This window comes from Azospirillum sp. UENF 312511 (assembly GCF_058780635.1).
This window is the reverse complement of sequence record NZ_JBSNCG010000001.1, coordinates 1299210-1313092: the sequence shown is the minus strand read 5'-3', so window position 1 is coordinate 1313092 and position 13883 is coordinate 1299210. Positions and strand designations below refer to the sequence as shown.

Genomic DNA, 13883 nt, shown 5'->3' with positions numbered 1-13883 from the left:
CCAACGCTCTGGTGGCGTGGTTGGACGAACCCGTCATCAATGCCCAGGCAAGTCCATGTTTTAGGCGTTAGTATTTACTAATATAACAGTTGTTTTTTGTGGCATACCGGAGATGCTTTTGTGTGAAATCATATTGACCTCCCGGCGGTCGCTGGGCTTAATCGGCCGCCTTACACAGTTCGCGCCGGAGAGCAGCATGATGGGACGGGATTCGCGGGTCGCAGGTGGCATCCGCCGGAGGTTGGTGGTGGCCGTGGCGGCGATGATGACGGCCGCGGTGGTGGTCGGCGTGCTCCCCGGCTCGATGGGAGGCGCCGCGGCGCAGGAAGCGCGCCAGGGCGGCACCCTCAGCATCATCCTGCAGCCGGAACCCGTGACGCTCACGCCCTCGACCAACATGGCGCAGCCGACCCAGGTGGTCGCCGGCAACATCTTCGACGGTCTCGTCACCTACGACTTCGAATTGAAGCCGAAGCCCGCGCTGGCCGAACGCTGGGAGGTGGCGCCCGACGGCCTGACCATCACGTTCCACCTGCGCAGCGGTGTGAAATGGCATGACGGCAAGCCCTTCTCCGCCGCCGATGTGAAATGGTCGCTGGAGAATGTCTGGAAGACCATCCACCCGCGCAACAAGTCGCTGTTCGAGAACGTCACCCAGGTCGATACTCCGGACGACGCCACCGTCATCCTGCGCCTGTCCAAGCCGTCGCTGCCGATCCTGTCGGTGCTGAACGGCGTCGGCGCCCCGATCCTGCCCAAGCACCTCTACGAGGGCACCGACGTTCTCAACAACCCGTACAACAACAAGCCGGTCGGCACCGGCCCCTTCGTCTTCAAGGAATGGAAGCGCGGCGAGTTTGTCGAACTGACCCGCAACCCCGATTATTGGGAGGCCGGCAAGCCGCACCTCGACCGGCTGCTGTTCCGCATGATCCCCGACGCCGCCGCCCGCGCCGCCGCCATCGAGAAGGGGGAGATCCAGTACGCCCCCTACAACCCGGTGCCCTTCCGCGACGCCGAGCGGCTGGCCAAGCTGCCGCGCCTGAAGGTGGACACCCGCGGTTATGAATGGCTGTCGCCGCTGCTCTATCTCGATTTCAACGTCGAGAACCAGTATCTGAAGGACGTGCGCGTGCGCCGGGCCATCGCCCACGCCATCGACCGCGCCGCCCTGGCGAAGATCGTGTGGTTCGGCTACGCCAAGCCGGCGATCAGCCCGGTGCCGTCGTCGCTCGTCACCTTCCACAACGCCAAGCTGCCGCAGTACCCCTTCGACGTGAAGAAGGCCGAGGCGCTGCTGGACGAGGCCGGCCTCAAGCGCGACGCCAACGGCGTGCGCTTCACGCTGACCCATGACTTCCTGCCCTACGGCGACGATTACCGCCGCACCGGCGAGTTCCTCAAGCAGGCGCTGAAGCGCGTCGGCATCGAGGTGACCATCCGCTCGCAGGACAGCGCCGCCTTCATCAAGCGGGTCTATGTCGACCGCGATTTCGACTTCGCCATCTCCTACAACAACGCCTTCCCCGATCCGCAGATCGGCGTGGTGCGCGCCTTCTGGTCGGGCTGGCTCGGCACCGGCACGCCCTGGACCAACGGTTCGGGCTACCGCAACGCCAAGGCCGACGCGCTGATCCAGGAAGCCGGTGTCGAGGGCGATCCGGCCAAGCGCGTCGCCCAGTTCAACGAGTTCCAGGACATCGTCCTGAGCGATGTGCCCTCATTGCCGCTGCTGGAACTGAACTTCTTCTCGGTCTATTCGGCCGATCTTGAGGGCATCGTCGAGCAGGGCGATCAGGTCTATTCCTCGCTGAAGAACGCCCGCTTCGTGAACGCCCCGAAGGGGAACTGACGCGCCGTGCTGACCTATCTCAGGCGCAGCGCCGCCCAGGTGGTCTTCGTCCTCCTGGGCATCGCGCTGATCAACTTCTTCCTGCTGCATCTGGCGCCCGGTGACGCGGCCCAGGTGCTGGCGGGGGAGTCCGGGGCGGCGACGCCGGAATATATGGAGGCGCTGCGGCGGCAGTTCGGGCTGGACCAGCCGCTCTACGTCCAGTTCCTCCGCTATCTCGGCAATCTGGTGACCTTCGACCTCGGCTATTCCTTCCGCCAGTCGCTGCCGGTGTCGGAGCTGATCCTGCAACGCCTGCCGGCGACGCTGCTGCTGATGGGAACCGCCATCGGCTTCGCGCTGGTCGCCGGCTGTTCGCTGGGCTTCCTCGCCGCCCGGCGGGCGGGGAAGCTGACCGACACGGTGATTTCCATCGTGGCGCTGCTGTTCTACGCCACCCCGGTCTTCTGGGTTGGCATCATGCTGATCGTCGTCTTCTCCGTCATGTTGGATTGGCTGCCGGTCGGCGGCATGACCAGCGTCGAGGCCAACCTGAGCGGCCTCGCCCTGGTCGGCGACGTGGCGCTGCATCTGGTGCTGCCGGCGGTGACGCTGGGGCTGTTCTACCTCGCCATCTACGCCCGGCTGATGCGGGCGGCGATGCTGGAGGTCTACGGCCAGGACTTCGTCCGCACCGCGCGGGCCAAGGGGGTGCGGCCCCGCCGCATCGCTTGGCGCCATGTGCTGCGCAACGCCCTGCTGCCGATCGTCACCACGCTCGGCGTGCAGCTCGGCTCCATCCTCGGCGGGGCGGTTCTGGTCGAGACGGTGTTCTCCTGGCCGGGGCTGGGCCGGCTGGCCTTCGCGGCGCTCTTCCAGCGCGACCTCAACCTGCTGCTCGGCATCCTCTTCTGCTCGTCGGTGGTCGTGGTCCTCGTCAACATCGCGGTCGATCTCGTCTACACGCTGCTCGACCCGCGCATTGAACTCAACTGACCGATGGCGCTTCCCGAGACTGTTTCCCTCCCGCCGGCGCGGACGGATTTCCGCGACACCACCGTCGGACGGCTGCTGCGCCGCCCGTCGGCGCTGCTGGGGCTGATCCTGCTGGCCGGCATCCTGGCCATGGCGGCCTTCGCCGACATCGCCTTTACCGGCGACCCGCTTGACATGGCGGGGATGCCGCTGCTGCGTCCGGGCGAGGACGCCGCGTTCCCGCTCGGCACCGACATGATGGGCCGCGATCTGGCGTCGGGCATCTTCCACGGCGCCCGCGTCTCGCTGCTGATCGGCGGAGTGGCGGCGCTGGTGTCGCTGGTGATCGGCATCGGCATCGGCGCGCTGTCCGGCTATTACGGCGGGCGGATCGACCGGGCGCTGATGCGGGTGACCGAGCTGTTCCAGACCATCCCGCCCTTCCTGTTCACGCTGGCGCTGGTCGCCATCCTGCAGCCGTCCATCGCCACCATCACCGCCGCCATCGGCATCACCTCCTGGTCGGGGCTGGCGCGGCTGGTGCGGGCGGAGGTGCTGCGCCTGCGCAACAGTGAGCTGGCCCAGGCCTCGATCATCCTCGGCGCGTCCGACGCGCGGATCATCTTCCGGCACATCCTGCCGAACGCGCTGGCGCCGGTGATCGTCTCGGCCTCGATCCTGGTGGCGACCGCCATCCTCACCGAATCCTCGCTGTCCTTCCTCGGGCTCGGCGATCCCAACGTCGTCAGCTGGGGTGGCATGGTCGGGGCGGGGCGCGAGACGATCCGTACCGATCCGCACGTCGCCGCCATCCCTGGCGTCGCCATCGTCATCGCCGTTCTGGCGCTGAACCTGCTGGGCGATGGCCTGAACGACGTGCTGAACACAAAGGGCGAGCGGCGATGAGCGGTCCTGTGTCGAGCGAGCCGGTCCTGGCCGTCGACGGCCTGTCGATCGGCTTCCAGACCCGCCGCGGCCTGCTGCCGGCGGTGCGCGAGCTGTCCTTCTCGGTCCGGAGCGGCGAGATGCTCGCCATTGTCGGCGAGAGCGGCTGCGGCAAGTCGCTGACCGCGCTGGCGCTGCTCGGCCTCGTGCCACCGCCCGGCCGGGTGACCGACGGCACGGTGCGGCTGGAGGGCCGCGACCTGCTGGCGCTCGACGAGGCGGCGCTGCGGCGCGTGCGTGGCGCGCGCATCTCGATGATCTTTCAGGAGCCGATGACCGCGCTCAACCCGGTGCTGACCGTGGGCGAGCAGATCATGGAGGCGATCCTCGAACATGAGCCGGTCAGCCGCAAGGCGGCGCGCGAGCGGACTCTGGCGCTGCTGGAGCGGGTGCGCATCCCCGATCCGGAGCGCCGCTTCGCCGAGTATCCGCACCGCCTGTCGGGCGGGATGCGCCAGCGGGTGATGATCGCCATGGCGCTGGCCGGCACCCCGGCCGTGCTGGTCGCCGACGAGCCGACCACCGCGCTCGACGTCACCATCCAGGCGCAGATCCTCGGCCTGATCGACGAGCTGCGGCGCGAGCAGGGGACCGCGGTGGTCTTCATCACCCACGACCTCGGCGTGGTGTCGCGCTACGTCGACCGCGTGCTGGTGATGTACGCCGGCCGCAAGGTGGAGGAGCGAGACACCCGCGACCTCTTCTCCGACCCTCTCCATCCCTACACCCGCGGCCTGATCGCCGCGCAGCCGCGCGCGGGGAGCGGCGCGGCCGGCGCGGTGCGGGAGCGTCTGGCCGAAATTCCCGGCACCGTGCCGGCGCTGGCGGCGATGCCCCAGGGTTGCGCCTTCGCTCCGCGCTGTCCGCTGGCCGACGCGCGTTGCGTCCAGGCCGTTCCGCCGCCGCGCCGGGCCGGCAGCGGCCTTGTCGCCTGCCATCATGCGGGAGAGACCCATGCCGTCTGACGCCGCCCTCGCCATGCCCGCGGTTGCCGCCACCGAAGCGTCCACCGTCGCCCCGGTGCTGCGGGTGAGTGGGCTGTCCGTCGAGTACCGGACGGCGCGCGGCGTGGTCCACGCGCTGGATGATGTGTCCTTCGATCTCGCGCCCGGCGAGACGCTGGGCATCGTCGGCGAATCCGGCTGCGGGAAATCGACGCTGGCGCGGGCGGTGGTCCGGCTGCTCGACCCCAGCGCCGGGACCATCCGTCTCGGGGACACGGACATCACGCACGCCTCGCGGCGGCGGATGCGCGCGGCGCGGCGCGACCTCCAGATGGTGTTGCAGGACCCGGCGGCCTCGCTCGACCCGCGCTGGACGGTCGGCGATCTGCTGGCCGAGCCGCTGGACATCCACGGCATCGGCAGCCGGGCCGAGCGGCGCGCGCGCGTCGCCGACCTGCTGCGCAAGGTGGGGCTGCCGCCCGAAGCGGCGCAGCGGCGGCCGCATGAATTTTCCGGCGGCCAACGCCAGCGCATCGGCATCGCCCGCGCGCTGGCACTGGAGCCGAAGATCGTGGTCCTGGATGAGCCCGTCTCGGCGCTCGACGTTTCGGTCCAGGCGCAAATTCTCAATTTGCTGAGCGATCTCCAGCGCACGCTGGGCGTCAGCTTCCTGTTCATCGGCCATGACCTGTCGGTGGTGGAGCACATCTCCGACCGGGTGGCGGTGATGTATCTCGGCCGGATCGTCGAGCTGGGTGGCCGCGACAGCCTGTGGCGCCGGCCGGCCCACCCCTACACCCGCGCCCTGCTCGACGCGGCGCCACGGATTGACGGTCCCTCCGCTCCCGCCGGACCGGGACTGACCGGCGACACACCCAGCCCCTACGATCTGCCGTCGGGCTGCCGCTTCCACACCCGTTGCCCGATCGCCGCCGATCGGTGCCGGCGCGAGGCGCCGGTCACGCGGGCGCTGTCGCCGGGCCACCTCGTCGCCTGCCATTTCGCGGAGGGTGGGACGCCGTCGTCGGGTTGACCCGCGGGCTGACCGGCCATACGGGGAATCGCGTATTCCCGTCCACCAGCCACTCCCCGATGATCGGTCGGGACGAAGAAGCGTGCGAAAACAATGCGGAAACCGGATGTCGAACCCGCTTCCCGCGCGCGCCGCCCCGTGCCCCCGTCACGCAAGGGAGATCGAGATGATCCACGGCGATATCACCAGCAGCAACGACACCGTCGGCGTCGCCGTCGTCAATTACAAGATGCCGCGCCTTCACACCAAGGCGGAGGTGCTGGAGAACGCGCAGAAGATCGCCGACATGCTGATCGGCATGAAGACGGGCCTGCCCGGCCTCGACCTCGTGATCTTCCCCGAATATTCCACCCACGGAATCATGTATGATTCCAAGGAGATGTACGAGACCGCCGCGACCATCCCCGGCGACGAGACGGCGATCTTCGCCGCCGCCTGCCGCAAGGCGAAGGTGTGGGGCGTCTTCTCCCTGACCGGGGAGCGGCACGAGGAGCACCCCCACAAGGCGCCTTACAACACGCTCATCCTGATGAACGATCAGGGCGAGATCGTGCAGAAATACCGCAAGATCATGCCCTGGGTGCCGATCGAGGGCTGGTACCCCGGCACCTGCACCTACGTGTCTGAGGGGCCGAAGGGGCTGAAGATCAGCCTGATCATCTGCGACGACGGCAATTATCCCGAAATCTGGCGCGACTGCGCCATGAAGGGGGCGGAGCTGATCGTCCGCTGCCAGGGCTACATGTACCCGGCCAAGGACCAGCAGGTGCTGATGGCCAAGGCGATGGCCTGGGCCAACAACACCTACGTCGCGGTGGCCAACGCCGCCGGCTTCGACGGCGTCTATTCCTACTTCGGCCATTCCGCCATCGTCGGCTTCGACGGCCGCACGCTCGGCGAATGCGGCGAGGAGGAGTACGGCATCCAGTACGCCCAGCTCTCCAAGTCGCTGATCCGCGACTTCCGCAAGCACGGGCAGTCGGAGAACCACCTCTTCAAGCTGGTCCACCGCGGCTACACCGGCATGATCAACAGCCACGACGGGGTGAAGGGGGAGGCGGCCTGCCCTTACGACTTCTACCGGCAATGGGTGAGCGATCCCGAGGGCACGCGGGCCATGGTGGAGTCCTTCACCCGCCCGACGGTCGGCACGCCCGAATGCCCGATCGACGGCATCCCGGCGGATGAGCCGGCGCACCGCTGATCCTCGGCAAGCGCATCGCGAAAGGCGGTCGGCATGGCGCTCCACAGCTACCGGATCGCGCGGGAACCCTATTATTGCCCGGCCGGTGACGAGATCGCCCTGTTCGAGGCGGCGCACGCCGACCGCCTGCCGGTGATGCTGAAGGGGCCGACCGGCTGCGGCAAGACCCGCTTCGTCGAACACATGGCGTGGCGGCTCGGCCGGCCGCTCGTCACCGTGGCCTGCAACGAGGACCTGACCGCCTCCGACCTCCTCGGCCGCTACCTGCTGGAGGCGGAGGGGACGGTGTGGCAGGACGGACCGCTGACCCTGGCGGTGCGCCACGGCGCCATCTGCTACCTCGACGAGGTCGTGGAGGCGCGCGCCGACACCACGGTCGTCATCCATCCCCTGACCGACGACCGGCGGGCGCTGCCACTCGACAAGCGCAACGAGTTGCTGACCGCCCACCCCGACTTCCAGCTCGTCGTCGCCTACAACCCCGGCTACCAGAGCGTGGCGAAGGATTTAAAGGAATCCACCAAGCAGCGCTTCGCCGCGCTGGAGTTCGGCTATCCGGCGGCCGCCGTCGAGGCCGAGATCGTCGCGCACGAGGCCGGGATCCGCAAACGCATCACCGCATCTTCGGCCGGCGCAACGTGCTGCCGGTCGATCGGGTGGAGCAATTGCCCGAAATCCTCCCGGCCGTCTATGTCCGGCTGACCGGCTGAGGCCCCCTACCGGCCGTTCAGCGCCCGCACCGCCATCGCGGCGGCGGCGGCGCGGTTCTCGACGCCGAGCTTCGCGTAGATCTGCTCCAGATGCTTGTCGACCGTGCGCGGGCTGAGGCCGAGGATTTCGGCGATGTCGCGGTTTGGCTTGCCGTTGGCGACCCACATCAGCACCTCCGCCTCCCGCGGGGTCAGCGACAGCTTATCCTTTAACTGCGTGTCCTCGCCGGCGCCCGACTCCTCGGCCAGTTGAAGGAGGATTTCGTCGGGACCGGTCTGGCCGACCGGGCTCAGGCGCAGGCGGCGGCCGTCCGCGCCGGTGGCGATCACCACGCTGTCGGGCTTGCGCCCAGGGCCGCCGGCCTGACGGTCGGCCAGCCAGCGCCGCGCCTCCTCCGGCAAGGAGACGCCGTCCCCTCCGGCGGTTCCGAAGGCCGCCTCCAGCATGCGGGTGGTCTGCGGCGTGCACCACAGCACCTCGCCGCGGTGGTTGGCGGCCAGCAGGGTGCGGCCGGTGACGTCCAGCGCCGCCCGCGTGCTCTGGGCGACGCGGGCGTTGGCGAGGTGGGCGTACATGCGGGCGATCAGGGTTTCGGCGACGATGGGCTTGGTGACGTAATCGACCCCGCCGGCTGCGAAGCCCTTCAGGATGTGCTCCGTCTCGGTCAGCCCGGTCATGAAGATCACCGGGACATGGGCGACCTGACTGCTGCGCTTCAACTGCCGGCAGGTCTCGAAACCGTCCAGCCCCGGCATGATGGCGTCCATCAGGATCACGTCGGGCGTCACCTGCTCCAGCAGGGCCAGCGCCTTGCGGCCGTCCAGCGCCACCAGCACGGTCACCCCGGCCTCCTCCAGCGCGTCGGTCAGGAAGCTGAGGGCTTCGGGTGAATCGTCGACGACGAGGACGACGTCACGCGGTCTGGTTACGGGCTTCATCGTCATGGCTGGACTCGTCATGGCGGGTTTTGTCATGGCGTGGCTTACCGGGGCAGGGCTTGTCATGGCTGTCATCGCGGTACACCGCCTCCAGCGCGGCCATATACTGGTTGAGGTCGTAATTGCTGACGAGCGTGCGCATGCGGCCGACGAAGCGCTCCAACTCCGGATGGGAGGCGGCGATCTCGGCGAGCTTGGCCTGCATGCCGCGCACGTAGCCGATGCGGCCGAGATGGATCAGCTCGGCGATGTGGTGCTGCGGCGGCAGCTCCGACGTGGCGAAGACCGGCGGCCCGGCGTCGGTGTCGGCCGGCGTCTCGTACTCCCATTCGATTCCGCGCAGCCGGCCGATGCAGGCCAGCAGCTTTGGGATGGACACCGGCTTGGCGGCGAAGCCGTCGTGGGGCTGGTCGCCGTCAGCACCGGAGCCGGAGCGGTCCTCCCGCGTGTCGGCGGACACCAGAATGATGGTGGTGTCGCTGTGGCCGGCGCCGCGCAGGCGCCGCGCCACCTCCAGCCCGTTCATGCCGGGCATGGAGATGTCGAGCAGCAGGATGTCCGGCCGGTGCAGTTCCGCCATGGCGAGGCAGGTCGGCCCGTCGGTCGCCTTGAACACGGTGAAGCCCAACTCCGCCAGCAGGTCGGACAGCAGGCTGCGGTGGGCGAGGTCGTCGTCGGTGACCAGCACGGTCAGGCGCGGGCCGCGATAGCCGCGGATCGGATGGTCGGGCTGGCTGGCGGCGTTGGACAGCATCGCCGCCAACATCATCAGCCGCACCCGGAACAGGCTGCCCGTGCCGGGCGTGCTGGTCACGGTGATCTCGCCACCCATCACCTCGGTCAGCAGTTTCGTGATGGTCAGGCCGAGCCCCATGCCGGGCACCATCGGGTTGGCGGCCGACCCGCGCTCGAACGGTTCGAAGATGCGTTCGCGGTCGGCCTCGGCGATGCCGGGGCCGGTGTCCTCCACCTCGAACTCGGCGATCTGGCTGCGGTGGCGCACGCGCAGGCAGACGGAACCGGAATCGGTGAACTTGATGGCGTTGGACAGCAGGTTGATGAGGATCTGGCGGATGCGCCCCTCGTCGGTGAAGACGACCGGCGGCAGGTCCTCCGGGGCGTCGAAGCGGAAGGCGATGCCCTTGGCTTCCGCCTGCAGGTGGAACATGCCGACGAGCTGGTCGAGCAGGTCGCCGAAGCGCACCTCACCCCGGTTCAGCTGCAGCCGGCCGCTTTCGATCTTCGACACGTCGAGCAGCCCGTCGAGCAGGCCGGCCAGATGCTCGGCGCTGCGCCGGATGACGCGGACGGCGTCGACCCGATGCGGCGGCATGGCCGCATCGCGCTCCAGGATCTGCGCATAGCCGAAGATGGCGCTGAGCGGCGTGCGGAACTCGTGGCCGATCCCGACCAGATAGCGGCTCTTGGCGAGGTTCGCCGCCTCCGCCGCCTCCTTGGCTTTCTGGAGTTGGGCGTCGGTGCGCTCGTGGGCCTCGATCTCCTGGATCAGTAGGGCGGTCTGCTTCTGCGTCTCCTCCTGCGCCACCTTGCGGCTCTCGCGCGCCAGCACGAACAGCCAGGTGGCGACGCCGGCGACGATCATCAGGATGAAGTAGACCTTCCACAGCGTGCTGCCGATCAGCGCCTGCGCCTCGGCGTTGACCGAGGCGACCTCGACGTAGACCAGCGACAGCACGGCGCCGACCGCCAACGCCAGCATCAGCAGGACGCCCAGATAATGGCCGAGCCGGGCCTTCAGCGCCGTCGCCGCCCGCGGCGGCAATACGGCGTCCAGCGCGCGGCGCAGCTGCACGCCCAGCCGGGCGTCGGTCTTGCAGCCGTCGCCGCAGCGGGCGTCCAGCGAGCAGCAGAGCGAGCAGATCGCCCCGGCATAGACCGGGCAGTGAGCCATGTCCTCCGTCTCGAAGGCGTGCTGGCAGATGCAGCAGCGGACCGCCTCCGCGCCGTTCCAGTCGTCGAAGGGGCGGCGCGCGATGTAGGTGCCGCCGCGCGTCGCCCAGGCGATGGCGGGAGCGGCGACGAAGGCGGTGCCGAAGGCGAGGAAGGGCGCGCAGACCTTCAGCGTCGGCCCCAGCGCGTCGAGGAAGGCCAGCATCGACAGCACCGTCGCCAGCAGCATCGCGCCGACGCCCACCGGGTTGATGTCGTAGAGGTGGGCGCGCTTGAACTCGACGTGGCGCGGGCTGAGGCCCAGCGGCTTGTTGACCACCAGATCGGCGACCAGCGCGCCGATCCAGGAGGCGGCGACGCTGGAATAGAGGCCCAGCACCGGCTCCAGCGTCTTGTAGATGCCCAGCTCCATCAGCATCAGGCCGATGACGACGTTGAACACCACCCACACCACCCGGCCGGGATGGCTGTGGGTCAGGCGCGAGAAGAAGTTCGACCAGGCGATGGAGCCGGCGTAGGTGTTGGTGACGTTGATCTTGAGTTGCGACAGCACGACGAACAGGCCGGTCAGGCCGAGGGCCAACTGCGGCGACGGCGTCACATACTGGAAGGCGACGAGGTACATCTGCGTCGGCTCCGCCGCCATCTCCAACGGCACGGCGTTCTGCAGCGCCAGCACCACCAGGAAGGAGCCGAGCAGCAGCTTGATCGTGCCGATGACGATCCAGCCCGGCCCGGCGGCGACCAGCGCCGCCCACCAGCGCAGCCGCTTGGCGCCGGTGGCGGCGGGGTCGTAGGGCAGGAAGCGGATGAAATCGACCTGCTCGCCGATCTGCGCCAGCAACGAGAACACCACCGACGCCGCAGCACCAAACAGCATCAGGTCGAAGGCGCCGCCGGCGTCGGCCGCCTGGCCGGTGAAGCTGGTCCAGGCGCTGAAGGCTTCGCGGTCCTGGACGGCGATGAACAGGAAGGGCAGGGCGTGCAGCGCCAGCCACAGCGGCTGGGTCCACAGCTGGAGGCGGCTGATGACGGTGAAGCCATAGGCGACCAGCGGGATGACCAGAAGCGAGCTGACGACGTAGCCAGCGGCCAGCGGCAGGCCGAAGACCATCTCCAGCGCCGTCGCCATGATTGCCGCCTCGATGGCGAAGAAGATGAAGGTGAAGGAGGCGTAGATCAGCGACGTGATGGTCGAGCCGATGTAGCCGAAGCCGGCGCCGCGCGTCAGCAGGTCCATGTCCACACCGTAGCGGCTGGCGTAGTAGCTGATCGGCAGGGCGCTGGCGAAGATCAGGACGGCGGCGGCCAGGATGGCGAGGGCCGCGTTGGTGAAGCCGTAGCTCAGCGTGATCGCTCCGCCGATGGCCTCCAGAGCCAGGAAGGAGATCGAGCCGAGGGCCGTGTTGGCGACCCGCAACGGCGACCACCGCCGCGCCTTCCGCGCGGTGAAGCGCAGCGCGTAATCCTCCAGCGTCTGGTTGGCGACCCACCGGTTGTAGGTCCGCCGGATCGCGACCACCCTCTGGCGCCCCGCCATCGGCCCCATTCACCCTCCTGAGGATATGTTCGTATTACTGATTATTTACCGGTTCTGTTTCCGGGCATTTTCGACAATAAAGCCTGCGTCTCCGTCAGTCTGTCAGGAACAGATCGGCCAGACAACAGAGTTGAATCACGTCGTTTCTTGCGAGTAGAGGCAACTGTTCCACTCGCTTTCGGGTGGTTGCGGGTGCTCGGGCGCTTTCAGTCTCCCGCGATTTTATAACGATTTGCCGACCGACGCCCCTATACGCAAATCCACGTATTGCTGCGATGCACTGTTCGGCCAACCATCGGGCTGTCCTAACGCGGAACGTTCCGCCCACCCCCCAAAAAAACTCCGCCTGTTCGACGGCCGCACCCGGTTGCGCGCCGTCGTTGCAAGGCGACAACGGCGAACATCAGGAGGTTTCATGTCCTCGGATAAGATCGATGCGGGCAAGCCCGTTGGCGGGCTGCCGTCGCCGCTCCGCCGCAAGCTCCTCCTCGGCATGGCGGCGCTGCCGGCCGTCGGGCTGCTGCCGCGCGGCGCGCTGGCCCAGGCGCTGCCGACCGACGCCGTCAACACGACGAAGCTGGCGGTCACCGACAGCACGGTGAAGGTCGGCATCCTGCATTCCACCACCGGCACCATGGCGATCTCGGAGACCGGTTCGGTGCAGGCCGAAAAACTGGCCATCGCCCAGATCAACGAGATGGGCGGCGTGCTCGGCCGCAAGATCGAGGTGATCCAGGAGGACGGCGCCAGCGACTGGCCGACCTTCGCCGAGAAGGCGCGCAAGCTGCTGGTCGAGGACAAGGTGGCGGCGGTGTTCGGCTGCTGGACCTCGGCCTCGCGCAAGGCGGTGCTGCCGGTGTTCGAGCAGTACAACGGCATGCTCTACTACCCGACCTTCTACGAAGGGCTGGAGCAGTCGAAGAACGTCATCTACACCGGGCAGGAGGCGACGCAGCAGATCCTCGCCGGGCTGGACTGGGTGACCAAGGAGAAGGGCGCCAAGAGCTTCTTCCTGATCGGCTCCGACTACATCTGGCCGCGCACCTCCAACAAGATCGCCCGCAAGCACATCGAGATGAAGGGCCAGAAGGTGGTGGGCGAGGAGTATTTCCCGCTCGGCCACACCCAGTTCAACTCGGTCATCAACAAGATCAAGCTGACCAAGCCGGACGTCATCTACGCCTCGGTGGTCGGCGGCTCGAACGTCGCCTTCTACAAGCAGATGAAGGCGGCGGGCATCGACCTGAACAAGCAGGTGCTGATGACCATCTCTGTGACCGAGGACGAGATGCTCGGCATCGGCGGCGAGAACATCGCCGGCGCCTACGCCTGCATGAAGTACTTCCAGTCGCTGCAAAATCCAAACAACGAGAAGTTCGTCGCCGCCTTCAAGAAGATGTGGGGCGCCAACAGCGTCATCGGCGACGTGACCCAGGCCGGCTACCTCGGCCCCTGGCTGTGGAAGCTGACGGTGGAGAAGGCGCAGAGCTTCGACATCGACAAGATCGCCGTCGCGTCGGAGGGCATCGAGTTCAGCGGCGCGCCGGAAGGCTATGTCCGCGTCCACGGGAACCATCACCTGTGGAGCAAGACCCGCGTCGGCCGCGCCCGTCCGGACGGCCAGTTCGACGTCGTCTACGAGACGGCGGACCTCATCGAGCCGAACCCGTTCCCGAAGGGCTACCAGTAAGGGGCGGGGCGTCGGCTTCGGTTGCCCCCTCCCTAACCTTCCCCCGCTGCCGCGGGAGAGGGGACGGCCGCCACTTCGCAGTTGGCCCCCTCTCCCTCGAAGAGGGGGAGGGTCGGGGAGGGGGCAACCGCCTCCGCACTCCGCCGCATCACCGCACGGGA

10 protein-coding genes are annotated in these 13883 nt (G+C 68.1%); 8 read left to right on the top strand and 2 right to left on the bottom strand.

What is annotated here, in order from left to right; genetic code table 11:
• The first annotated feature begins 196 nt into the window (after positions 1-196).
• The 7 genes from ACWPN7_RS06015 (at position 197) to ACWPN7_RS05985 (ending at position 7634) form a co-directional block, all read left to right on the top strand.
• Positions 197-1852 carry an ABC transporter substrate-binding protein gene (locus ACWPN7_RS06015; protein WP_247887875.1) on the top strand — a complete coding sequence of 552 codons (1656 nt, stop codon included), beginning with the start codon at positions 197-199 and terminating at the stop codon, positions 1850-1852.
• Positions 1853-1858: 6 nt separating this feature from the next.
• Positions 1859-2827 carry an ABC transporter permease gene (locus ACWPN7_RS06010; protein WP_094307401.1) on the top strand — a complete coding sequence of 323 codons (969 nt, stop codon included), beginning with the start codon at positions 1859-1861 and terminating at the stop codon, positions 2825-2827.
• Between the two features lie 3 nt (positions 2828-2830).
• The gene (locus ACWPN7_RS06005; RefSeq protein ID WP_149651465.1) at positions 2831-3712 is read left to right on the top strand and encodes an ABC transporter permease; all 882 of its coding nucleotides are present in this window, start codon (positions 2831-2833) and stop codon (positions 3710-3712) included.
• Complete coding sequence (locus ACWPN7_RS06000; protein ID WP_459198205.1) at positions 3709-4716, top strand: ABC transporter ATP-binding protein; 1008 nt, start codon at positions 3709-3711, stop codon at positions 4714-4716. The genes ACWPN7_RS06005 and ACWPN7_RS06000 overlap by 4 nt, the downstream gene beginning before the upstream one ends.
• Positions 4706-5728 (top strand): ABC transporter ATP-binding protein, encoded by a 1023-nt coding sequence (locus ACWPN7_RS05995; RefSeq protein ID WP_456523282.1) that lies wholly within the window; start codon positions 4706-4708, stop codon positions 5726-5728. The genes ACWPN7_RS06000 and ACWPN7_RS05995 overlap by 11 nt, the downstream gene beginning before the upstream one ends.
• Before the next feature lie 166 nt (positions 5729-5894).
• On the top strand, positions 5895-6932 hold the full coding sequence (locus ACWPN7_RS05990) for an aliphatic amidase (RefSeq protein ID WP_201044155.1): 1038 nt from the start codon (positions 5895-5897) through the stop codon (positions 6930-6932).
• Between the two features lie 33 nt (positions 6933-6965).
• Entirely contained in the window at positions 6966-7634 is a 669-nt protein-coding gene (locus tag ACWPN7_RS05985) for an ATP-binding protein (protein ID WP_459198206.1), read from the top strand.
• Between the two features lie 14 nt (positions 7635-7648).
• Here ACWPN7_RS05985 and ACWPN7_RS05980 read toward each other — a convergent pair whose 3' ends face one another.
• Positions 7649-8587, bottom strand: a complete 939-nt coding sequence (locus ACWPN7_RS05980) for a response regulator transcription factor (RefSeq protein WP_247891621.1) — start codon at positions 8585-8587, stop codon at positions 7649-7651.
• Positions 8556-12041 carry a hybrid sensor histidine kinase/response regulator gene (locus tag ACWPN7_RS05975; protein WP_459198208.1) on the bottom strand — a complete coding sequence of 1162 codons (3486 nt, stop codon included), beginning with the start codon at positions 12039-12041 and terminating at the stop codon, positions 8556-8558. The genes ACWPN7_RS05980 and ACWPN7_RS05975 overlap by 32 nt, the downstream gene beginning before the upstream one ends.
• 406 nt (positions 12042-12447) lie before the next feature.
• Between ACWPN7_RS05975 and urtA the strand changes: the two genes are divergently transcribed.
• On the top strand, positions 12448-13722 hold the full coding sequence (gene urtA, locus ACWPN7_RS05970; protein WP_040133974.1) for an urea ABC transporter substrate-binding protein: 1275 nt from the start codon (positions 12448-12450) through the stop codon (positions 13720-13722).
• The last annotated feature ends 161 nt before the right edge of the window (positions 13723-13883 follow it).

Bases quoted from the DNA above. Each gene is read 5' to 3' on its own strand.
- ACWPN7_RS06015 (WP_247887875.1), top strand. From the start codon at position 197: ATGATGGGACGGGATTCGCGGGTCGCAGGTGGCATCCGCCGGAGGTTG.
- ACWPN7_RS06005 (WP_149651465.1), top strand. From the start codon at position 2,831: ATGGCGCTTCCCGAGACTGTTTCCCTCCCGCCGGCGCGGACGGATTTC.
- ACWPN7_RS06000 (WP_459198205.1), top strand. From the start codon at position 3,709: ATGAGCGGTCCTGTGTCGAGCGAGCCGGTCCTGGCCGTCGACGGCCTG.
- ACWPN7_RS05995 (WP_456523282.1), top strand. From the start codon at position 4,706: ATGCCGTCTGACGCCGCCCTCGCCATGCCCGCGGTTGCCGCCACCGAA.
- ACWPN7_RS05990 (WP_201044155.1), top strand. From the start codon at position 5,895: ATGATCCACGGCGATATCACCAGCAGCAACGACACCGTCGGCGTCGCC.
- ACWPN7_RS05985 (WP_459198206.1), top strand. From the start codon at position 6,966: ATGGCGCTCCACAGCTACCGGATCGCGCGGGAACCCTATTATTGCCCG.
- ACWPN7_RS05980 (WP_247891621.1), bottom strand. From the start codon at position 8,587: ATGACGATGAAGCCCGTAACCAGACCGCGTGACGTCGTCCTCGTCGTC.
- ACWPN7_RS05975 (WP_459198208.1), bottom strand. From the start codon at position 12,041: ATGGGGCCGATGGCGGGGCGCCAGAGGGTGGTCGCGATCCGGCGGACC.
- urtA (WP_040133974.1), top strand. From the start codon at position 12,448: ATGTCCTCGGATAAGATCGATGCGGGCAAGCCCGTTGGCGGGCTGCCG.